Origin of the sequence: Kitasatospora sp. NPDC057595, from assembly GCF_042800875.1 — a bacterium.
GTDB lineage: Bacteria > Actinomycetota > Actinomycetes > Streptomycetales > Streptomycetaceae > Kitasatospora.
The window spans coordinates 209,259-228,982 of the sequence record NZ_JBHVGL010000010.1 but is presented as its reverse complement, the minus strand read 5'-3'; the positions used below and the strand labels follow the sequence as shown (position 1 = coordinate 228,982).

General features: G+C 75.2%; 18 protein-coding genes. 6 read left to right on the top strand and 12 right to left on the bottom strand.

Translation table 11 applies throughout. The annotated features are described in order from the left end of the window. Window positions 1-66 precede the first annotated feature (66 nt). The 6 genes from ACFU9E_RS17940 to ACFU9E_RS17915 all read right to left on the bottom strand — a co-directional run bounded on the left by ACFU9E_RS17940 (window position 67) and on the right by ACFU9E_RS17915 (window position 7,749). The gene (locus ACFU9E_RS17940) at window positions 67-1,227 is read right to left on the bottom strand and encodes an RNA polymerase sigma factor (RefSeq protein WP_380679994.1); all 1,161 of its coding nucleotides are present in this window, start codon (window positions 1,225-1,227) and stop codon (window positions 67-69) included. Window positions 1,228-1,235: 8 nt separating this feature from the next. Next, the gene (locus tag ACFU9E_RS17935) at window positions 1,236-1,643 is read right to left on the bottom strand and encodes a YciI family protein (RefSeq protein WP_380286405.1); all 408 of its coding nucleotides are present in this window, start codon (window positions 1,641-1,643) and stop codon (window positions 1,236-1,238) included. A 134-nt stretch (window positions 1,644-1,777) separates the two neighbouring features. Next, window positions 1,778-3,838: a discoidin domain-containing protein gene (locus ACFU9E_RS17930; RefSeq protein WP_380679956.1), complete on the bottom strand. Its 2,061-nt coding sequence runs from the start codon at window positions 3,836-3,838 to the stop codon at window positions 1,778-1,780. Between the two features lie 190 nt (window positions 3,839-4,028). Beyond that, the gene (locus ACFU9E_RS17925; protein ID WP_380679953.1) at window positions 4,029-5,471 is read right to left on the bottom strand and encodes an MFS transporter; all 1,443 of its coding nucleotides are present in this window, start codon (window positions 5,469-5,471) and stop codon (window positions 4,029-4,031) included. After that, complete coding sequence (locus ACFU9E_RS17920) at window positions 5,468-5,866, bottom strand: hypothetical protein (RefSeq protein WP_380679950.1); 399 nt, start codon at window positions 5,864-5,866, stop codon at window positions 5,468-5,470. Before ACFU9E_RS17920 ends, ACFU9E_RS17925 begins: the two co-directional genes overlap by 4 nt. Before the next feature lie 53 nt (window positions 5,867-5,919). Then, window positions 5,920-7,749 (bottom strand): glycoside hydrolase family 15 protein, encoded by a 1,830-nt coding sequence (locus tag ACFU9E_RS17915; RefSeq protein ID WP_380679947.1) that lies wholly within the window; start codon window positions 7,747-7,749, stop codon window positions 5,920-5,922. A 296-nt stretch (window positions 7,750-8,045) separates the two neighbouring features. On the opposite strand from ACFU9E_RS17915, the gene ACFU9E_RS17910 reads away from it, so the two are divergent. Next, window positions 8,046-8,246, top strand: a complete 201-nt coding sequence (locus ACFU9E_RS17910; protein WP_355363385.1) for a hypothetical protein — start codon at window positions 8,046-8,048, stop codon at window positions 8,244-8,246. 71 nt (window positions 8,247-8,317) lie between these two features. Here the strand turns inward: ACFU9E_RS17910 and ACFU9E_RS17905 are convergent, their stop codons facing one another. Then, window positions 8,318-11,044 (bottom strand): LuxR C-terminal-related transcriptional regulator, encoded by a 2,727-nt coding sequence (locus tag ACFU9E_RS17905; protein WP_380679944.1) that lies wholly within the window; start codon window positions 11,042-11,044, stop codon window positions 8,318-8,320. A 267-nt stretch (window positions 11,045-11,311) separates the two neighbouring features. Between ACFU9E_RS17905 and ACFU9E_RS17900 the strand changes: the two genes are divergently transcribed. Both ACFU9E_RS17900 and ACFU9E_RS17895 read left to right on the top strand, forming a co-directional pair. Continuing rightward, window positions 11,312-11,845, top strand: coding sequence for a hypothetical protein (locus ACFU9E_RS17900; protein ID WP_380679941.1), 534 nt, complete (start codon window positions 11,312-11,314; stop codon window positions 11,843-11,845). A gap of 152 nt (window positions 11,846-11,997) precedes the next feature. Then, on the top strand, window positions 11,998-12,477 hold the full coding sequence (locus ACFU9E_RS17895) for a hypothetical protein (RefSeq protein ID WP_380679938.1): 480 nt from the start codon (window positions 11,998-12,000) through the stop codon (window positions 12,475-12,477). A 92-nt stretch (window positions 12,478-12,569) separates the two neighbouring features. Here the strand turns inward: ACFU9E_RS17895 and ACFU9E_RS17890 are convergent, their stop codons facing one another. From ACFU9E_RS17890 to ACFU9E_RS17870, 5 genes are all read right to left on the bottom strand, one after another. After that, window positions 12,570-13,136 (bottom strand): GNAT family N-acetyltransferase, encoded by a 567-nt coding sequence (locus ACFU9E_RS17890; RefSeq protein ID WP_380679935.1) that lies wholly within the window; start codon window positions 13,134-13,136, stop codon window positions 12,570-12,572. Window positions 13,137-13,224: 88 nt separating this feature from the next. Further along, complete coding sequence (locus tag ACFU9E_RS17885; protein WP_380679932.1) at window positions 13,225-13,473, bottom strand: type B 50S ribosomal protein L31; 249 nt, start codon at window positions 13,471-13,473, stop codon at window positions 13,225-13,227. 79 nt (window positions 13,474-13,552) lie between these two features. After that, window positions 13,553-13,717 (bottom strand): 50S ribosomal protein L33, encoded by a 165-nt coding sequence (gene rpmG / locus ACFU9E_RS17880; protein WP_355363397.1) that lies wholly within the window; start codon window positions 13,715-13,717, stop codon window positions 13,553-13,555. Between the two features lie 124 nt (window positions 13,718-13,841). Beyond that, a complete protein-coding gene (locus tag ACFU9E_RS17875; protein ID WP_380679928.1) occupies window positions 13,842-14,729 on the bottom strand; it encodes a RimK family alpha-L-glutamate ligase in 888 nt (295 codons plus the stop codon). 78 nt (window positions 14,730-14,807) lie between these two features. Next, window positions 14,808-15,446 carry an HD domain-containing protein gene (locus tag ACFU9E_RS17870; protein ID WP_380679925.1) on the bottom strand — a complete coding sequence of 213 codons (639 nt, stop codon included), beginning with the start codon at window positions 15,444-15,446 and terminating at the stop codon, window positions 14,808-14,810. Window positions 15,447-15,601: 155 nt separating this feature from the next. Here ACFU9E_RS17870 and ACFU9E_RS17865 point away from each other — a divergent pair, with 155 nt between their 5' ends. The 3 genes from ACFU9E_RS17865 to ACFU9E_RS17855 all read left to right on the top strand — a co-directional run bounded on the left by ACFU9E_RS17865 (window position 15,602) and on the right by ACFU9E_RS17855 (window position 19,612). After that, window positions 15,602-16,078: a hypothetical protein gene (locus ACFU9E_RS17865; protein ID WP_380679922.1), complete on the top strand. Its 477-nt coding sequence runs from the start codon at window positions 15,602-15,604 to the stop codon at window positions 16,076-16,078. A 737-nt stretch (window positions 16,079-16,815) separates the two neighbouring features. Further along, entirely contained in the window at window positions 16,816-19,392 is a 2,577-nt protein-coding gene (gene lanKC, locus ACFU9E_RS17860; RefSeq protein ID WP_380679919.1) for a class III lanthionine synthetase LanKC, read from the top strand. Between the two features lie 82 nt (window positions 19,393-19,474). Beyond that, entirely contained in the window at window positions 19,475-19,612 is a 138-nt protein-coding gene (locus tag ACFU9E_RS17855; RefSeq protein WP_380679916.1) for a SapB/AmfS family lanthipeptide, read from the top strand. Window positions 19,613-19,724 lie beyond the last annotated feature (112 nt).

The window sequence follows — 19,724 nt, the reverse complement described above, 5'->3', positions numbered from 1 at the left end:
TCCGCGCTCAATTCTTCCGGGGACCGGGGCGGTCGCAACTCGCCCGCGCGCGGGGGGCGCGCACGCTCACTCCTGGCCCCGGTCCGCCGCGAGCGCGGTGTTGAGCCGGGCCGCCCGGCGGGTCAGATGGTCCCGCTCGGCGAGGTTGGGCGCCTCGCGGGCCGCCTCGGCGTACAGCCGCGCCGCCGTCGCCAGTTCGCCGTCCCGCTCGCGCAGGTGGGCCTCCGCCGCCGTGCGGCGCGGCAGCCCGGCGTCCACCTCCGCCAGCGCCGCCAGCCCGGCGCGCGGCCCGTCCGCCTCGCCGACCGCCACCGCGCGGTTGAGCCGCACGACGGGGCTGCCGGTCAGCCGCAGCAGCTCGTCGTACCACTCGACGATCTGCACCCAGTCCGTCTCCTCCGCCGTCCGCGCGTCCGCGTGCAGCGCCGCGACGGCCGCCTGCGCCTGGAACTCGCCCAGCCGGTCGCGGGCGAGGGCCGCCTGGAGGATCGCCACGCCCTCGGCGATCGCCGCGGTGTCCCAGCGGGAGCGGTCCTGCTCGGCGAGCGGCACCAGACTGCCGTCCGGGGCGGTCCGGGCGGCCCGCCGGGCGTGGTGGAGCAGCATCAGGGCGAGCAGCCCGGCCACCTCGGGGTGGTCGACCCGGGCCGCCAGCTGCCGGGTCAGCCGGATCGCCTCGGCGGCGAGGTCGACATCGCCCGAGTAGCCCTCGTTGAACACCAGGTAGAGCACCCGCAGCACGGTCGCGACGTCGCCCGGCCGGTCGAGGCGCACACCGGAGACGGTGCGCTTGGCCCGGCTGATCCGCTGCGCCATGGTCGCCTCGGGCACCAGGTAGGCCCGGGCGATCTGGCGGGTGGTGAGCCCGCCGACGGCGCGCAGGGTGAGCGCCACCGCCGAGGCCGGCGTCAGCGAGGGGTGGGCGCACAGGAAGTACAGCCGCAGCGTGTCGTCGAGCGCGGGGGCCGGCCCGGGGGCCGGCTCCTCCTCGACCCGGTCCTCGCGGCGGCGCCGGGCGGAGTCCGCCCGGGCCGCGTCGAGGAACTTGCGCCAGGCCACGGTGACCAGCCACCCCTTCGGCTCGGCCGGAGGCCCTGCGGGCCACACCCGCAGGGCCTCCACCAAGGCGTCCTGGACGGCGTCCTCGGCCGCCGCGAAGTCGGCTCCGCGGCGGACGAGGACGGCGAGCACCTCCGGGGTGAGGCTGCGCAGCAGGGCCTCGTCCACGGGAGCGGTCACTCCGTGATGGTCGGCGAGAAGGCGAGGAACGGGCGCAGCTCCAGCCACTCGTGGATCGGCCGCCCGCCCGCCCCCGGAGCGGCGGACAGCTCGCCGGCCAGCTCGACGGCGCGCTCGTAGCTGTCGACGTCGATCACCATCCAGCCGGCGATGAGGTCCTTGGTCTCCGCGAACGGGCCGTCGGTGACCGGCGGCCGGCCCTCGCCGTCGTACCGGACCCACGCCCCCTCGGGGGCGAGCGCCTGGCCGTCGACGTACTCGCCGCTCTTCTCCAGCCGGTTCGCGAAGTCGCGCATGTACTGCATGTGCGCCTCGATCTCCTCCGGGGTCCACTGGTCCATGGGCACGCAGTTGACCGCCTCCGGGGCGCCGCGGTAGTGCTTCAGCAGCAGGTACTTGGCCATGGTGACCCTCTCCTCGCAGTTCGTGCGGCCCATTGTGGCCGCCTTCGACCCTGGGACGGAGCCGCCCGCCGCTTCTCGACACCACCGCCGGAACTTCTTCGAGGAATTCCTCCCGCCCGGCCGCGCCCGCCCCGTCAGCTCCGGTGGACGCCCACCTCGTACAGTGAGTACCCCCACGAGGTGGCCCGCTGCTCGCCGTGGATCCGCACCTGGCGGGCCGGGACGGCGGGGAACCGCGCGGTGTCCAGACCGCCGTCGCCGGAGGCGGTGGACCACACCGTCCGCCAGGTCGTCCCGTCGGTGGACACCTCGATCCGGTAGGCCCGGGCGAAGGCGCGCTCCCAGTTCAGGGTGACCCGGCCGACCAGGGTGGTGGCGGGCAGGTCGATCCGCAGCCACTGGTCGTCGCTCCAGTCACTGGCCCAGCGGCTGGATCCGTTGCCGTCCACGGCCCGGGCGGCCCCGAAGTCGGTGAACGGGTTCCACTCGGCCGAGCTCGCCGAGGCGGTGGCGCCCGCCGCGAGGTTCACCTCGGACCGGTACCGCTCGGCGGCGCCCCAGGTGGTGAGGTAGGACTCCGCGCCGCGGAACAGGTCGTCGACCACGCCCTGCCCGCCGACCTGCCGGATGTCCTCGATCCAGTCCGGCACCAGGCCGTAGTGCGCGGCGCCGTCGGTGTTGACGTCCCAGGTGCGGCTGCCGGCGGTGGCGCGCTCGACCACCGAGCCGCCGTCGGCGGTGCGGAACGGGTAGCGCACCGGGTTCGCGGTCCCGGCCCCGCGCGGACCGGGCCAGCCGCCCACGCCGTTCATGTCCGTCCCGTAGCCGTAGCCGACCCCGTACTTGTCGCGCAGCGCGTCGGTGCGCTTCGCCTCCGCGCTGAACGCCTCCGCGCCGTTCATGTACTGGGCGACGAAGCCGCCGAGCTTGTAGACCCGCTCCGTCCAGCCGAGGTCCATCCAGCTGTGCGAGGAGAGCACGCCCGGGTACGACGCGGACTCCAGCACATCCAGTGCCCGCCCGGCCGCCTTGACGCTCATGTGGTCGAGCTCCAGCATCATGCCGCGCCGCATCATCCCGCGCAGGGCGTACTCGCCCAGCTCGGTCAGTCCGCGGGTGTTGCACTGCGCTCCGGCCGCGTACGAGGGCGGCGCCACCCCCGCGGGGAGCCGGCTCTGGACGGAGGCCGGCGCGGGTGCCAGGCCGATCGGATTGTCGTGCTGCGGGCCGGTGCACTGCTCGGTCTGCCAGAAGGTGCCGGTCGACAGGAACTGGCCGGCGTTGATCGCCGCGCCCAGCGAGCCTTCGTCGAACCGCACCCCGCACAGCGCGTTGTCGAACTTGTGGCAGAGGAACATGCTGCGCACGCCGAGCCCGTACAGCTCGTCGAGACCGCGGTCGATGTCCGCCTGGCCGCACTGGGCGACGTCCAGCACCTGCTTGCAGCCGAACGGCTCCGAGGTCTCCACCCCGAGCACGACGGCGAGCTTGCCCTGCCGGACCACCTCGCGGGCCTGTGCGCCGGTGGTGACGATCCGGAACCAGCCCTTGCCCGGCCCGCCGTACATGCGGTCGACGTAGGCCTGCATCTCCCAGCTCTTCTGCGCCTGAAGGCGGATCGAGGTCATCTCGTCGCAGCTGCGGTCCTTGAAGAAGTAGACCGAGCAGATCACGCCGTTGGTCACCAGGTCGTTGACGAGCACCCGCTCGCCGCCGCGCCAGGCGCGTTCCACCCAGGCGTAGTAGTTCTGCTGGTGGGTCAGCGAGTCATGGGCGGGCCAGTCGGCGAAGGTGGGCCAGCCGACCGGGTCGTGCTTGCCGTCGCCGCCCTTGGTGATCATGTCGAAGAGGGCGAGCGAGCCGTCGGGGTAGTGCTCCGGGCAGTCCTTGAGGGCGTCCTCGACGCCCGCCTCGGAGAAGGCCTTGCCGCAGATCAGACGGCCGCCGAAGGCTTCGTTGGCCAGGATGTGGTCGTGCGCGTCCACGAAGCCGCGGACGCGGCCCTGGGCGTCGGTGCCGGTGAACGGCTCGCCCGTGACGCCGATGGCGGCGTCGGGTGCCGGCCGGGCGACGGGGTCCCACCAGTCGGTGGAGCCCGCCCCCTGGGCCGGGGCGGCGAGCGCGGCGGCGACCAGGGCGAGCAGCGCGGCGAGCAGGGTGGCGAATCGGAGGCGTGCGTGGGGGAGTCGGCTCATGGGGAACCCCGGTTCCGGACGGGCGGACGACGCGGTCGACGCCCGGTCGCCCGCGGCGCGGCACCGCACCCGGACCGGCCGCCGGGTCCCGCGTACTCGGTGTGACGAGAATCGCCACTGTTGGACATTTCGTCAATAGCGTTGGCAGAACCGGCCGTTCCATGTGCGCCGGTTGGCCGTCGCGCCTGCCTCAGGTGCCGGCCCGGGCCCCGGCCTCGCCGCCGGCCTCGCCCCCGGTCGCGGCGTCCTGGGCGGCCGGTGGCCGGTCGTGCGGCAGGAACAGCGCCGCGCCGAGGCCGACCACGCCGAAGCCGGCCAGCGCGATCATCGCCGCCGCGTAGCCGTTGCGGGTGAGCTCGGAGACCAGGATGGTGCCGGCGACGGCGGTGCCCAGCGAGGAGCCGAGGTTGGAGATGCTGCGGGACAGACCCGAGATCTCGCCCTGGCGGCTGTCCGGGAAGGCGGACTGCACCACGTTGACCGACGGGGTGAGCATCAGGCCGAGCCCGAGGCCGATCAGCAGCAGGCCGGGGGCGAAGGCCCAGGCACCGCCGAAGGAGCGCACCAGCAGGAGCAGCAGGACGATGCCGGCGGTGGTGGTCGCGAAGCCGGTGACGATCAGCGTGCGCTGGGCACGGCGCTTCGCCAGCCGTTCGGCGGCGAGCGAGGAGACCAGCAGCCCCAGGGTGGCGGCGGTGAAGACGCCGCCGGTGGCGATCGCGCTGTAGCCGCGGACCACCTGGAGGTAGGCGCCGACGGTGAACGAGACGCCCATCAGGACCAGCCACTGGGCGTTCTGGGTGACCAGGCCCAGGTTGGAGACCCGGTTGTGGAACAGGCTGGTGGCCAGCAGCGGTTCGCGGCCCGCGCGCTCCAGCCGGCGGATCCAGCGGAAGAAGCCGGCCAGGACGACGGCTCCGGCGGCCAGCAGGGCGATCATCAGCCAGGCGTTGTTGTCCGCCGCGAGGATGCCGGTGACCAGCAGCACCAGGCCGCCCGCGGACAGCACCGCGCCGACGAGGTCGAACGGCCGGTCGGGGTCGGCGGGCAGCGGGTCCTCCAGGGTGCGGGTGAGGAGGAGGATCGCGGCGACCACCACGGCCTGGAAGCCGAAGTTGGCCCGCCAGTCGATCGCGGTGGTGAGCAGACCGCCGATGAGCGGACCGGCCGCCGCGCCGATGCCGCCCAGCGCCATGATCGTGCCGAAGGCACGGGCCCGGGCGGCGGTGCCGGTGAACAGCAGGGTGGTCAGGATGTAGACCGGGGGGATCAGCAGCGCGGTGCCGACGCCCTCCAGCACCGAGTTTCCGAGGATCAGCACGCCCAGCCCGGGGGCGGCCGCGCTGAGCACGGCGCCGACGCCGTAGACGGCGAGGCCCAGCATCAGGCAGCGCTTGCGGCCCCAGCGGTCGGTGAGCTTGCCGCCGGGGATCATCAGGGCGGCCATCACCAGCAGGAAGACGGTGATCGCCACCTGGACGCCCTGGACGCTGGTGTCGAGGTCCGCGCTGATGTCGTTGATCATCACGTTCATGCTGGAGCCGGCGAAGCTGCAGATGAACTGGGCCAGCGCCAGCGGGGCCAGCACCCTCCGTCCGGCGGACCGGGCGGGACGGGCGGTGGCGGTGGTCATGTCCCGCTCCGTTCGTAGGGCGCGGTGAGCACCGCGTACAGGGCGGCCACGTCGATGGCGATGATCAGGAGCGACCAGGCGGGGTAGCTCGCCACGAAGACGAACTGCACGAAGACGTTGGCGCACAGCACCGTCACCGGGAACCAGCGGCTGGGGAGGTCGCCGGTGAGCAGCGTGATGCCGGCCAGGCCCTGGGCGACCGCCAGCGCGAGCACCGCCCAGCCGAGGCTGTGCAGGTCGCCGAAGACGTAGCGGTCGGTGCCGGTGACGACGGGCGAGTCGATCAGCGCGGCGATCGCGTCCCACCCGTTGAACAGGGCCAGCAGGATCAGCGCCACGCCCGCGAACGGCAGCAGGTTGCGGCGCGGTCGCGCCGGGTGGGTGGATGAGGCCATGGCGCCGGGTTCCTTTCGCGGTGCTGCGGTCCTGCGGTGGGGCGCTCCTGCGCTCAGGCGGCGCCGCGCCGGTCGAGCTCCTCGTCGAGCGCGAGCGCCGCGTCGATCAGCGCGAGGTGGGTGAACGCCTGCGGGAAGTTGCCCAGTTGCTCGCCGGAGGGCCCGATCTCCTCGGCGAACAGGCCCACGTGGTTGGCGTAGGTGAGCATCTTGTCGAAGGCGTAGCGGGCCTGCTCGACCCGGCCGGCCCGGGCGAGGGCCTCGACGTAGAGGAAGGAGCAGAGGTTGAAGGTGCCCTCCGTGCCGCGCAGCCCGTCCGGCGAGGCCGCCGGGTCGTAGCGGTAGACCAGGCTGTCGCAGACCAGCTCCCGGTCCATCGCGTCCAGGGTGGACAGCCAGTCCGGGTCGGTGGGGGAGAGGAAGCCGACCTTGGGCATCAGCAGCAGCGAGGCGTCCAGGACCTCGGTGTCGTAGTGCTGGACGAAGGCCTTCCGCTTCGGGCTCCAGCCCCGCTGCACCACCTGGCGCAGGATGTCGTCGCGCACCGAGCTCCAGCGGTCCAGGTCCGCCGGGCGGGCGTGGGTGCGGGCCATCCGCACGGCCCGGTCGAAGGCCACCCAGCACATCACCCGGCTGTAGGTGAAGTCCTGGCGTCCGCCGCGGGTCTCCCAGACCCCCTCGTCGGCGCGGTCCCAGTGCTCGGTCAGCCAGTCCACCAGCCGGCGGAAGGCGTCCCAGCCGCGCAGCGCGCCCATGTCGCCCTCCCCGGCGGCGAACGCGTAGGCGGCCTCGCCGTAGATGTCGAGCTGGAGCTGGTCGGCGGCGGCGTTGCCGGCCCGCACCGGGAACGAGCCCAGGTAGCCCTCCCAGTGGCCGAGCGTCTCCTCGCCCAGCCGCGGGTCGCCGTCGATGCGGTACATGATCTGCAGCCGCTCGCGCTCGGCGGCGGCGGCCTCGACCCGGTCGCGCACCCAGCGGCGGAACGCCGCCGCCTCCTCACGGAAGCCGAGCCCGATCAGGGTGTGCACGGAGAGCGAGGCGTCGCGGATCCAGGTGTAGCGGTAGTCCCAGTTCCGCTCGCCGCCGACCTGCTCGGGCAGGCCCATGGTCGCCGCGGCGATCAGCGCGCCGGTCGGCCGGTAGCTGAGCAGCTTCAGCGTGATCGCCGAGCGGTCCACGATCTGCTGCCAACGCCCGTGGTAGTTCGAGGACTTCAGCCAGCCGTACCAGAACGCCCGGCAGGCGTCGAAGGCGGCGAGGCTCTCCTCGTCCCGGGGCGCGGCGGGCAGGGCGGTGCCCGGCGGCCGGCTGGTCAGCACGACGGTGGCCATCTGCCCGGCGTCCAGGGTGAACCGCGCGGTCACGTCGGTGCCGTCCGAGCGCAGCACGACCGGCTCGGTGGCCTGCACGCACAGCTCCTGGCCCGCCCCCTCCAGGACGGCGGTGCGCTCGTCGGGCAGGGCGAGCCCGTGGGTGGCCCGGCCGTAGTCGAAGCGGGGGCGGCACTCCAGGACGAACGGCACCCGGCCGCGCACCACCCGCGCCGCCCGGAGGATCCGGTGCTGCTCGCTCGGGGTGGGCGAGGTGTCCGGGAGCATGAAGTCGATCACCTCCGCCACCCCCTGCGGGGCGAGGAAGCGGGTGACCACGATGGCCGTGCCGGCCAGGTAGAGCTGCTTCACCTGGGCGTCCGGCACGGCCTCCCGGTCGACGGCGAGCCGGCACCGGCCGCCCTTGCGGTGGTCCAGCAGGGAGGCGAACAGACTCGGGGAGTCGAACCGGGGGGCGCACCACCAGTCGATGTCGCCGTCGGTGGAGACCAGCGCTGCGGTCTGCAGGTCGCCGATGACGCCGTGCTCGGCGATCGGGGGGTAGGGACTCATGGTGGATGCTCCCTCGGCGGACGACGGGACCCGGACGGCGCGGTCCGGGCGGTGGGAACCGCCTGCGCCGCCACCGTACGGGGGGCGGTCCGGGCGGAGGATCACCCCGGGCGGGTGAACGCCCGCCGGGTGGCCCCGCCGCGTCCTGCCGCACCCCGCCACTCCCCGCCGCTGCCACTCCCCGCCGCTCCGGCCGCCGTGCGCCCGGGCCGGCAGGTCACCTCGTGGGGGTGATGCGCCGGGCTCCCGGGACGACCAGGCTGGAGGCCACCGTCGAAGCGAAGGGAGCCGGCCCCATGCGCTACGAGATCCGGGTGTCCGGCGTGCTGCAGGAGACGACCCGCCGGGAGGGCTTTCCCGAGCTGGAGAGCAGGGTCGTTCCCGATCACACCGTTCTGTACGGGGACGTCGTCGACGAGGCCCACCTGTTCGGTCTGCTGAACCGCTGCCAGGCGCTGGGCCTGCGGGTGACGGAGCTGCACCGGCTGCCCGAGTGAGGCGCCCCGCCGTCGGCCCACGCGCCGCGGTCGGTCCGTGTGCCACCGGCGGTCCACGCGTCGCCGTCGGCTCACGGGCCGTCGAGCAGGTGCAGCCGGGCCGCCCTGCGCACCGCCTCGCGGCGGTTCGCCGTCAGCAGCTTGCGGTTGATGCTCTTGAGGTGCGTCTTCACGGTGTTCGGCGACAGGTACAGCTCGTCGGCGATCTCCTGGGTCGACAGCATCCGCGCCGCGTGCCGCAGCACGTCGCGCTCCCGCTCCGTCAGCGCCTCGGTCAGCAGGTCGGCCGGCGGCTCGGCGGCTGGTGCGGCCGGCGCCCGGGTCGGCGGCCGTCCGCCGGGGGGCGGGCCGTCCGGGTGCGGGTCCGGCGCGGACGGGCGCAGATCGCCGGGCAGCCAGCTGTGGGCCCGGGCCAGCAGGGGTTGCCGGTGCAACTGGCGCCGTACCCAGGGCGCGGACTCGCGGAACGGCCGGAGCAGACCCTCCGGCTCGGCGGCGGCCAGGGCCTGCGCCAGCAGCCGGGCGCTCTCCGGCCCGCCGGGTTCGGCGTCGGCCTGGGCCAGCAGCAGCAGTGCCCGGGTCCGGGTGGCGCCGCCCACGGTGGGGTCGTCGCGCAGCGCCCGCAGCTGGGCGAGGGCGCCCGCCTCGTCCAGCCCGGCCGCCAGCCGGGCCCGCGCCACCACCACCAGCGAGTCCGGCGCCCTGGTCGGCACGCCCTCCAGGACCGCCACCGCCGCCTGCGGTCGTCCGGCCGCCAGATGCGCGGCGCAGGCGGTCACGGCGAGGCACTCGCGGCTCCAGTCGGACGGGCGGTCGGCGAGGCCGCCGTCCTCCCGGCTCTCCTCCAGCAGTCGCAGCGCGGCGTCGGGCCGGCCCCGGGCCAGTTCCAGCTCGGCGCCGAGCACCGCTTCGCCCAGCGCGACCACGGGATCGCGTTCGGCCGCCGGGCGGGCCGTCATCCGCAGCAGCGCCCGGCGGGCGTCGGCCGGCTCGTCGCGCTCCAGCGCGGTGGCGGCCAGCACCAGGTCGCGCACCTCGGTGCGGCTGTCGGGCGGCAGGCTGGAACGGTCGGCCTCCTCGTCGGCCTCGCGCACCCGGTGCTCGGCCCGCCCGGAACGGCCGCGCAGGTGGTCGATGAACGCGAGCCGGCACAGCGAGTCATGGCGCAGCCGGGCGGTGCCGGGCGAGGGCGGGGCCTGCGCCGCGCACTCCAGGGCCGCCCGCGCCTCGTCGAGCCGGCCGTGCCACAGCAGCGCGGAGCCGAGGCCGGCGTCCACCAGGGCGAGCAGTTCGGGGTGCCGCTCCAGCGGGCCGGCCGGCGCCCGGCCGGCCAGCTCGTGGGCACACCGGGCGGCCCGCTCGGCGAGCGCGGCCGAGCCGAGCAGCCGGGCGGCCTCCGCCCGCACGAAGGCGGCCGCCAGCCGCAGTTCGGTCTGCTGCTCCGCCAGCCGCGGTTCGACGCGCTCCAGCACCCGTAGCACGCCGTCCACCTCGTCGCGGCCCAACTGGACGGCGGCGCGGACGAGTTCGGCGGCCGGGCTGTGTTCGGTGGCCGGCATCCGGGAGAACAGGGCGCGCAGCCGGGTGGCGTCCCGTCCGGCGACCAGCTCGCCGAGGGCCAGCTGGTCGACCAGGAGCTGCGCCGCCGACCCCCAGGCGCCGCCCTCGACGGCGTGGTCCAGCGCCGCCCGGTACTGGCCGTGGTCGGCGAGCCAGCGCGCGGCCCGCACCCGCAGCCCGTCGACGCGGTCCGGGGCGGCGGCGCGCAGGTGCAGGCGCAGGATGCCGGCGAACATCGGGTGCAGCCGGTACCAGCCGTCGGACAGCGCCTCGGTGAAGGCGTTGTCCTGGTGCAGCTGCTCCAGGATCCGCCGGCCGTCGCGGCGCCCGGTGAGCGCGTCGGCGAGGTCGGGGTGGACCCGGCCCAGGATGCTGCAGCGCAGCAGCAGGTCCTGGGTCGGCGCGGGCTGGGTGCGCAGCACCTCGGCGAGCAGGTAGTCGGAGAGCGCGGCCTGTCCGGCGTCGATCCGCCCGAGGTAGGCCTCGGGCTCGCCGGAGTCCTTGGCGGCGAGCGCGAGCAGCCGCAGCCCGGCCGCCCAGCCGGAGACCGCCCGGTGCACCGTGTCGACGGTGGACGCGTCCAGCCGCAGCCCGTGGCGCTCCAGCAGCTCGGCCGTCTCGGCCGGGCCGAAGGCGAGGTCGGCGGCGTGGATCTCGGCGAGCTCGTCCGCGGCCCGGTAGCGGTGCAGCGGCAGCAGCGGCTCGCGGCGGCCGACCAGCACCAGCCGCAGCTGCCCGGCCGTGTGCCGGACCAGGTCGTGCAGCTGACCGGTCAGCCGGGGGTTGTCGATGTGCTCGAACTCGTCCAGCACCAGGACCAGCGGCTGGGGCCGGGCGTTGATCCAGGCGGCCAGCCGGACCAGCAGGGACGGTTCGACGTGCTCGGCCCGGGCCGGGGCGCCGACCTCCTCGGGCAGCCCGGGCACGCCGCCGCGCAGGGCCTCGCGCACGTAGGCCCAGAAGGTGCCGGGCTGGTTGTCGCCCTCCTCCAGGGTGAGCCACCCGGCCGGACCCGGGAGCCCGCCGCGGGCCAGCCAGTCGGCCACCAGCAGGGTCTTGCCCGCCCCCGCGGGCCCGTCGACCAGGGTCACCGGCCGGGACACGGCCGCGTCCATCCGGCGCAGCAGCCGCTCGCGCCGGACGAAGGTGGCGGCGGGCGGGCCGGGCGGCCGGATCCGGGTGAGCAGCATCGGGTCCCCGTTGGGGAGCCTCGCGGGCGCTGTGCGGGTGTGCGGCATGGGGCCACCGCCTGGTGGTTCCGCCGTGCCCGAGGGCACGGCCGGGCGCGGACGCGAAAGGGCGGGCCGCGGGCTCACCGGCGCTCGGTCGCTCCGGGTGACGCCACTCAAACGGTAGTACGGCCCGGCCGCCGGGTGCCATCCGAGCGGGCGGGGCGGCCCGCCTCACCTCCCGGGGGTGAGGCCGGCACCCGGCGGACCGGCGACGATCGTCGCGAGGACCGGTCCGGGCGGCCGGTCCTGCCCCCGACCCCGCAGGAGGCCGCCGTGACCGGACCCGGACCGGCATCCCGCAGGCGCGTCCCCGGCCCGCCCGGACCGGGCCCGGAGGGGTCCGCGCAGCGGACCGACTACGCCGGCGCCGTCTACGGCTCGATGCTGGCGGCCTCCGTGATCGCGGCCTCGACGCTGAGCGGACCGCACCCGAGGCTGTCGCTCATCCTGCTGCTGGTGATCACCGGCCTGGTGTTCTGGGCGGCGCACGTCTACGCGCACGTCGCCGGGCAGCGCGAGGCCGGCCGCCAGGTCACCCGGCGGCAGGTGCGTGAGGTGGGGCGGCACGAGTGGCCGATCGTGGAGGCCGCCGCGCTGCCGGCCCTGGCGGTGCTGGTCAGCCCTTGGCTGGGGACCGGGGAGAACGCCTGGCTGGCCCTCGGCGTCGCGGTGGCCCAGCAGGTGGGCTGGGCCGGCCTGGGCGCCCGCCGGGCGGGGGCGACACCGCGCCAGGTGCTCGCGGAGGGCGCGGTCAACCTGCTGCTGGGCCTGGTCATCGTGGCGGCCAAGGTGGCCGTCGGGCACTGAATCACCCGGACCGGGTGGTCCCGGGGGCGCTCCGTCGTGGCGCAGTGGTACTCGGGGCAGCCTGCCCGGATCCGGGGCTCCCGGGCCCCCGATGACCCACGCCCGACAACCCACGCCCGACAACCCACGCCCGACAACCCACGGAGGCCACCATGACCGCCGCCGTTCCGCACGGTCCCGCCCGCCCGGCCGGGGCGCGCGCGAGGACCGACCCCGTCGGCTCCGGCCTGCTGACCTTCGCCGGTGTGCTGCTGGTGCTGGTGGGCTCGCTGAACGCCCTGGACGGCATCTCCGCGATCGCCGGCTCGCACGTCTTCATCGGGAACGCCCACTTCGTCTTCGGGGACCTGCTCGCCTGGGGCTGGGTGATGCTCGCCCTGGCCGTCGCCCAGCTCGGGGCCGCCTACGGCGTCCTCGCCCTGCGCGCGCAGTGGGCCCGGTGGGCCGGCGTCGTCGTCCTGGTGCTGAACGCCTTCGCGCAGATGTCCTTCGTGCCGTCCTACCCGGTGTGGTCGCTGACGATCATCGCGATCGACGTGGTCGCCATCTACGGCCTGACCGCCTACGCCACCCCCGACCGGTGGGGACCCGCCCCCTCCGAGGAACCCCCGGGCCCCGGCGGCGCCGCCTGAGCGGCCGGGCCGCGTCCTCGGAGCGCGTGACCGCCGCCCCCGCCACCGGATCGACCGTCGGCGGGGACCGGCGGTCCCGCACGTCCGACGGCTCACCCGGGCCGCGCCGCCCCCGCCGCCGGCCGCTCCAGCCGCCAGACCACCGCGATCCCGCTGCCCGCGGGAGGGACCGGCGGCGTGCTCGGCCCGCGGTGGATCTCCGCGAACCCCAGCCGGCGCGGTACGGCGGCGCTGGCGGTGTTGGCCAGGTCGTGCACGATCTCCACGAAGTCCACGTCCGGCAGCGTGAACAGCTCGGCGGTCAGGGCCGCCGCGGCCCTGGTCGCGATGCCCCGGCCGGTCGCGGCCGGGTGCAGCCAGTACCCCAGCCCCCGCCCCCGGGGATCGGCGCCGCAGTAGGCCTGGCACATGCCGAGGAGCTCGCCGTTCCCGGCCTCGACGGCGTAGTTGAAGACCTCGCCCTCCTCCCACCGGACCCAGGACCGCGCGAGGAAGCCCCGGGTGTCCTCCTCGCTGTTCCCGGTGACCCAGGTCACCCAGGGCCGCAGGTGCTCCAGCGACTCCTCGAACAGCACCAGCGCCGCGGCGAAGTCCTCCTCCCCCCGCCACCGGCGCAGCGTGAAGCCTCCACAGTCGATGATCTCCCTCGGTCTCCCCATGGACGCCATGATGTCCCGCGCCGCAGGCGTGTCACCAGAGCGGCGGGGCCGCACCCGAGTCCGGGGGTGCGGCCCCGCGGGGCGTCGGTCAGTACCGGTCGCCGTAGCGCCGGTGGAACTGCTCGACCCGGCCGGCGGTGTCGAGGACGCGGGAGCGGCCGGTGTAGAAGGGGTGGCTCGCCGAGGAGATCTCGACGTCGACCACCGGGTAGCTGCGGCCGTCCTCCCACTCGACCGTGCGGTCACCGGCGACGGTCGAACGGGACAGGAAGGAGAGGCCGCCGCTCTTGTCGCGGAAGACGACGGGCCGGTACGCGGGGTGGATGGCGGTCTGCACAGGAGGCTCCTTCGGGTCGAGTCCGGTCGGTTCCGGTCGGTTCGGGTCGGTTCGGGTCGGCGGGTACGGGGCCGGCGGGTCAGCGCTCCTCGCGGAAGTCGACGTGCCGGGCCACCACCGGGTCGTACTTGCGCAGCACCATCCGGTCCGCGTCGGTGCGGCGGTTCTTGCGGGTCACGTACGTGTATCCGGTGCCCGCGGTGGAGCGGAGCTTGATCACCGGGCGAAGTTCGCTACGGGCCATGGGGGTGTCCTCCCGGGGTCGCGCGGCGGTGGGCCGGAGCCCCTCCACTGCAATGGAAGTCGTTTTCATCCGGCTCCAACACGGGCCCCGCCCGGTCCATTCCCGGGGCCGGGGGAACGACGGATCAGGGCCGCGCCAGCGCCGCCACCGCGTCGGCGAAGCGCGCCGGGCCGTCCGGAACGGTGTCCAGGAAGAGGTTCGGCTCGACGAGCTCCAGCTCCAGGACGAGCGGCCGCCCGTCACCGTCGAGCACCAGGTCCACCCGGGCGTACAGCGGCGGGCGAGGGGAGGGCAGCGCGGCCAGGGCCGCGAGCGCGGTGCGCAGCTCCGCCCCGGTCGGCCGGTACGGGACGAGGCCGGGGTGCGGGTGGCGGTCGTTGTCGATCACCCCGGGCTCGGTCAGCAGGGGACCCTTGCGGACCGCGTGGCTGAAGACGCCGTTGAGCAGGACCAGCGCGCGTTCGCCCTCCGCCACCCGGGGCAGGTAGGGCTGGACCATCACGCCGCGGCCGCGCTCCAGCAGCGTCCGGGCGTGCCGGGCGGCCTGCTCGCCGTGACCGGGCTCGTAGCGGGCGGTGTCCAGCGCGCCCGCCGAGACGACCGGCTTGACCACGACGCCGTCGGGGGCGTCCAGCTCCCCCGGGTCGGCCGGGGCGTTCGGGGAGCCGGGTTCGAGGAACCGGGTCGGTACGACGGCGACCCCGTGCCGGGCCAGCTCCCGCAGGTAGTGCTTGTCGCAGTTCCAGCGGATCAGCGGCGCCGGGTTCCACAGCCGGGTGGCGCGCGCCGTGCCGTCGGCCCACCGCAGGAACTCGTCGAGCCGCTCCACGTAGTCCCACACCGAGCGGACGACGGCCAGGTCGAACCGCTCCCAGGCCGCGGCGGCGGCGCCCCACACCACCGGCTCCGCCGCCAGCCCGCGGTCGGCCAGCGCCGCCACGACGGGCGCGAGGTCGCCGTCGAGTTCGGCGCCGGCCTCGCTGGTCACCACGGCGACCCTGGTCACGGCCATGACTGCCCTCCTGCCACCGGTCCGACCCGGCCCGCCCGGGCGGACGACGCGGACCCGCCGTTCAAGGCGGAGCGCCCGTCACTCCGGCCAGGCGGAGTCCTTGATGACCTCGACGAAGTCGCCGCGCTCGAAACCGGGCAGGTAGTGGGCCAGCACATCGGCCTTGACGTTGCCGAAGGTGGTGGCGGGCCGGTCCTTGACGCCCTCGGTGAAGGCGGCGAGGATCCGGTTCTTGAAGTCCGGCCGGGGGTGGGCGGCGGTGACGGCGGCGCGCTGCGCGTCGGTGACGGCGTGGTAGCCGATACCGAGGACGTCCAGCTCGACACCACGGGTGACCAGGGCGATCTCGGGCGCCATGTGCAGCGGGATCTCCGGGGTGGTGTGCAGCGCGATCGCGGTCCACACCCGGTCGGCCGGCTCGCCCGTGATGCCGTGGGCGTGCAGGAAGCGGCGGGCCTCGTCGGCGCCGTCGATCTCGAAGCGCCGGTCGGTGCGGGCGTAGCGGCCGGTGAGCCCGAGGTCGTGGAACATGGCGCCGACGTAGAGCAGCTCCGGATCGAAGTCCAGCCCCTGTTCGGAACCGCGCAGCGAGCCGAACAGGAAGACCCGGCGGGAGTGGTCGAACAGCAGCGGGGAGGCGGCCTCCCGCACCAGTTCCGTGGCCTCCGCGGCCAGTGCGCTGTCCGGGATCCGCACACCCGCGATCGTCTCGCTCATCTCGGTCTCCTTCCGCTGGGGAACACTCGGTGGCCCCTCCACCCTCGCCCGGCGGTGGGGGCGGGCGCCAGGCCCGATCGGCCGTTCGCCCGAGCGGTGGGCGCCGCTGCGCAGGCGGGCCGCTCCGATCGGGCGGCCGGCTCGTTGAAGGGGGTATGGCGGACGAAGCGGGTGACGGCGGATCGGCGCCGATGGTCTGGGCCCTGGCGGTGCGTGCGGCGGCGGCCGGGCCGCCGTACGCGGAGCTGATCGTGGAGATCGGCCCGCGGCTGTACGAGGAGTTCGTCGAGAGCGCGGTGGACAGCGGCTTCGTGCTGGCGGCGGGGGAACCGCCCGCCACCACCGCCGTGGTGGGGCTGCGGGGCCATGTGCTGAGCCGGCTCGTCCTGGTCGGCGGCCGGCAGCTGTGGGAGCCGTCCTCCGAGGTCCACGCCTCGCCCGGCTGGGTGGCGGCCGCCGAGGGCCGGGCCGCCGTGGTGGTGCTGCTCGTACCGCCGGGGACGTGGCCGCCGGACCTCATGGACCTCGCCCCGGAGCAGGGCGCGGAGGTGCTCGGCCGGAGCCTGGAGGCGGCCCGCACCACCGGCGCCGTCCTGCACGGCACGGCGGCCTATGCGCAACTCGGCGGCTGATCCCGTGCTGCTGATGGGACGCCAGTGGTATTCGGGGTTGGACTCGTGCGAACGAATCATTCCGATGAGACTCCCGGTCGGTCAAGGGAAAACAAATTTCCCGACCGCCTGAAATAGTCCTGAAATAGAACGGCAATATCAAACAGCGGGCACCTGTTCGGTTTGTTGGGTTGAGGAGAAGGCGCGCCCCGGGCGGACGGACGGGGTGGCGCGCCGGGCGTGCGCCGGGCCCGGAGTGGCCGGCCCGCGCCGCGCGGGCACCCGTCCATCGGCCTGAGCCCGGCAGCATCATGGCAGGTCGATGCCGTCTCCGCGGGGGAGTGGCGCGCCCGCCGCCCGCGCCGTTCGTGCGCCCCCGGACGGCTCTTCCGGCCGCCGATGGTCAGTGGACGGCGCGCGGCCCCGCGCCCCGCTCGCGCAGTGGCGCGACGGGCGCCCGGGGTGCGCGATTCCGGTCGTGCGGGCGGAATGCGCGCCGTTGCGGGAGTCGTGGCAGCCAACCCAATATTCGGATGGCCTTATCGCCATACCGGAATCCCGCTTCCGGGTCCCGCCCCGTCGTCCACCCTCGCCCCGCCGTGCCCGGTGCCGTTCCGCGCCAGGCTTTCCGCCCCGCACTTCCCGCGTTCCGCGATCAACTGTTCGGCGATCAACTGTTCCGCGATCAGACGTTCCGCGATCAACCGTTCCGCACTGCCGCCGCCCGCCGCCGACCCCCTGCCACGAGGAGGGTTCCGTTGGACAACCGGTACGAGGCCTACGCCTACGCCGATCCGATCTTCTACGACTCGCCCCGGCGCTGGGGAGCGCACGAGGAGTTCGACGCCGTGACCCGCCCGCTGCCCGCCGGCTGGGAGCACGGGGACCTGGAGATGTGGGCCGTGGTGCGTCCCGTCGACGTGCGGATCCCCGACCAGGGCTGGAAGATCCACGTCTCCGCGTGCGTCGAGGACGCGGAGGAGGTGTTGGAGACCGTCTTCGCCTACTGCCTGCGCGAACACGTGACCTTCAAGTTCCTGCGCGGCCTGCCGATCCTCCAAGTGCAGAACTCCAAGTACGCGCCCCGCGGCTCCAGCGGGAAGTTCTGCACCCTCTACCCGGTGGACGACGCCGAGCTGGAGCGCTGTCTCGACGGCCTCGGCGCGCTGCTCGCCGGCCGCCGGGGGCCCTACATCCTCAGCGACCTGCGCTGGCAGGACGGCCCGCTGTACCTGCGGTACGGCGGCTTCGCCGAGCGCTACTGCCGCAACGAGGCGGGCGAGCGGGTGCTGGCCCTGGTCGGGCCGGACGGGCGGCTGGTGCCGGACGTGCGCGGCACGGCCTTCTCGGTCCCCGCCTGGGCGCCGGTGCCGGAGTGCATCGCCGCGGCCGTCGCCGAGCGCGCCGTCCAGCGCGACACCGGGCTGCCGTACACCGTGGAGCGGGTCCTGCACTTCTCCAACGCCGGCGGTGTCTACCTGGCCCGCGACGGGCAGGACGGCCCGCCGGTGGTGCTGAAGGAGGCCCGCCCGTTCGCCGGGCTGGACCAGCGCGGCGTGGACGCGGTGACCCGGCTGCGCAACGAGCACGCCGTCCTGGCCCGGCTGGCCGGCGTCCCCGGGGTCCCCGCCGAGTACGGGCTGCTGACGGCCTGGGAGCACGAGTTCCTCGTCCAGGAGTACGTGGCCGGGCAGGCCCTGAGCGAGTGGCTGACGGCCCGCTACCCGCTGATCCACCCCGGCGCGGACGAGGAGGCCGTCGCCGGGTACACCCGGGACGCCCTGGCGATCGTCGGCCAGGTCGAACGGGCCCTGGGACAGATCCACGCCCGGGGCGTCGTCTTCGGCGACCTCCATCCCCGAAACCTGATCATCGGACCGGACGGTGAGCTGAGCTTCATCGACTTCGAACTCGCCAGCACCGTCGAGGACTTCCTGCGCCCGGCGCTCGGCGCGGCGGGCTTCACCGCACCGCTCGGCGTCACCGGGCCGGACATCGACCGGTACGCGCTGGCGGCCGTGCGGCTCTGGCTCTTCTACCCGCTGGTCCAGCTCACCGCCCTGGACGCGGACAAGGCCGGCGAACTCGCCGACGCGATCGACCGGCGCTTCCCGGTACCGCCCGGCTACACCGACGACATCCGCCGCCACCTCGCCCGCTCGCCCGAGGACGGCCGCACGCCCCGCCCCGAACTGGCCGCCGGCCGCACCGGGACCCGCGCGCTGCTGGAGGCCCCGGTGGCCGACTGGCCGGCGATCAGGGACTCGCTGGCCGCCGGCATCGCCGCCGCGGCCACCCCCGGGCGGGCCGACCGGCTCTTCCCGGGCGACATCGCCCAGTTCACCCTGGGCGGGCTCGGCCTGGCGCACGGCGCGGCCGGGGTGCTCTACGCCCTGCACGCCACCGGGGCCGCCGTCGATCCCGCGCACGTGCGGTGGCTGGCCGCCGCCGCCCGCGACCGCGCCCCGGCGCCCGGGCTGTACCACGGCGGCCACGGCGTCGCCTACGTCCTGGACCTGCTGGGCGAGACGGAGCAGGCGGCCGAGCTCCTGCGCCGCCTGGGAGCCGCCGCGGGAGCCGAGGGCGAACCCGCCGCGGCGCCGACGCTGGTCTCCGGCGGGCCGGGGATCGCGCTCACCCTGCTGCACTTCGCCCGCGCCACCGGGGACGACCGGCTGCTGGACGAGGCGCTGGGCGCCGCCAGGAGCGCCGCCATGACCTGGGAGAAGGCCGGCCGCGGTGACGCCGGACGGCGCGCCGGGCTGCTGGCCGGCGCCTCGGGCGCCGCGCTCGCCCTGGTCCGCCTCCACGAGCACACCGGGGACCGCGCCCTGCTCGACCAGGCCGAGACCCTCCTGGAACTCGACCTCGACCGCTGTGTCACGGTCGCCGACGGAACGCTGCAGGTGGTCGACCGGCGCCGGGTGCTGCCCTACGTCGAGACCGGCAGCGCGGGCATCGGCCTCGCCCTGGCCGCCTTCCTCGTCCACCGGCCCGGCAGCGTCCTCGCCGGGCGGCAGGCGCCGATCCGGAAGGCGGCCGAGCCGGAGTTCGTGATCCAGCCGGGCCTGTTCAACGGACGGGCCGGACTCCTCGGCTACCTCGCGCTGACCGGCGACCCGGCGACGGCGCAGGCCCGGTCGGCCCGGCACCGCGCCCTGCTGGCGCTCCACCAGGTCCCGTACCACGGCCACCTCGCCTTCCCCGGCGACCAGTTGCTGCGCCTGTCGACGGACCTGGCGACCGGTTCGGCCGGGGTGCTGCTGGCCCTCGGCACGGCCCTCGCGGGCACCCCCTTCCTCCCGTTCACCGGTCCGGCGCCCGCGCCCCGGTGACGACCCCCGGGCGCGCCGGTCGCGCCCCCACCGACTCCCGGCTGCCCGGCCGGGTGGTACACCGCAACCGAAGGAGAACGTCATGGCGATCCTCGACCTCCAGACCCTGGAGCTGCCCGAGACCGAGGCGGCCCCGATCGACGACACCCTCGCGAGCACCAGCTCGCTGAGCGTCCTCAACTGCACCGTCAGCACCGTCAGCACCCTGCTCTGCCTCTGACCCGACCGGCCGCCCGCACGGGCGGCCCGTGACGGTCGACCCGGCCGGAGGGTCCACGGACCAGCCGGCCGGGTCCCGGTCGCGGCGGCCACCGCCGCGTCCCGACGGTCCC

Excerpts from the sequence above, each read along its gene's own strand:
- ACFU9E_RS17935 (WP_380286405.1), bottom strand. The coding sequence starts at position 1,643 with ATGGCCAAGTACCTGCTGCTGAAGCACTACCGCGGCGCCCCGGAGGCG.
- ACFU9E_RS17930 (WP_380679956.1), bottom strand. The coding sequence starts at position 3,838 with ATGAGCCGACTCCCCCACGCACGCCTCCGATTCGCCACCCTGCTCGCC.
- ACFU9E_RS17925 (WP_380679953.1), bottom strand. The coding sequence starts at position 5,471 with ATGACCACCGCCACCGCCCGTCCCGCCCGGTCCGCCGGACGGAGGGTG.
- ACFU9E_RS17920 (WP_380679950.1), bottom strand. The coding sequence starts at position 5,866 with ATGGCCTCATCCACCCACCCGGCGCGACCGCGCCGCAACCTGCTGCCG.
- ACFU9E_RS17915 (WP_380679947.1), bottom strand. The coding sequence starts at position 7,749 with ATGAGTCCCTACCCCCCGATCGCCGAGCACGGCGTCATCGGCGACCTG.
- ACFU9E_RS17910 (WP_355363385.1), top strand. The coding sequence starts at position 8,046 with ATGCGCTACGAGATCCGGGTGTCCGGCGTGCTGCAGGAGACGACCCGC.
- ACFU9E_RS17905 (WP_380679944.1), bottom strand. The coding sequence starts at position 11,044 with ATGCCGCACACCCGCACAGCGCCCGCGAGGCTCCCCAACGGGGACCCG.
- ACFU9E_RS17895 (WP_380679938.1), top strand. The coding sequence starts at position 11,998 with ATGACCGCCGCCGTTCCGCACGGTCCCGCCCGCCCGGCCGGGGCGCGC.
- ACFU9E_RS17890 (WP_380679935.1), bottom strand. The coding sequence starts at position 13,136 with ATGGGGAGACCGAGGGAGATCATCGACTGTGGAGGCTTCACGCTGCGC.
- rpmG (WP_355363397.1), bottom strand. The coding sequence starts at position 13,717 with ATGGCCCGTAGCGAACTTCGCCCGGTGATCAAGCTCCGCTCCACCGCG.
- ACFU9E_RS17875 (WP_380679928.1), bottom strand. The coding sequence starts at position 14,729 with ATGGCCGTGACCAGGGTCGCCGTGGTGACCAGCGAGGCCGGCGCCGAA.
- ACFU9E_RS17870 (WP_380679925.1), bottom strand. The coding sequence starts at position 15,446 with ATGAGCGAGACGATCGCGGGTGTGCGGATCCCGGACAGCGCACTGGCC.
- ACFU9E_RS17865 (WP_380679922.1), top strand. The coding sequence starts at position 15,602 with ATGGCGGACGAAGCGGGTGACGGCGGATCGGCGCCGATGGTCTGGGCC.
- ACFU9E_RS17855 (WP_380679916.1), top strand. The coding sequence starts at position 19,475 with ATGGCGATCCTCGACCTCCAGACCCTGGAGCTGCCCGAGACCGAGGCG.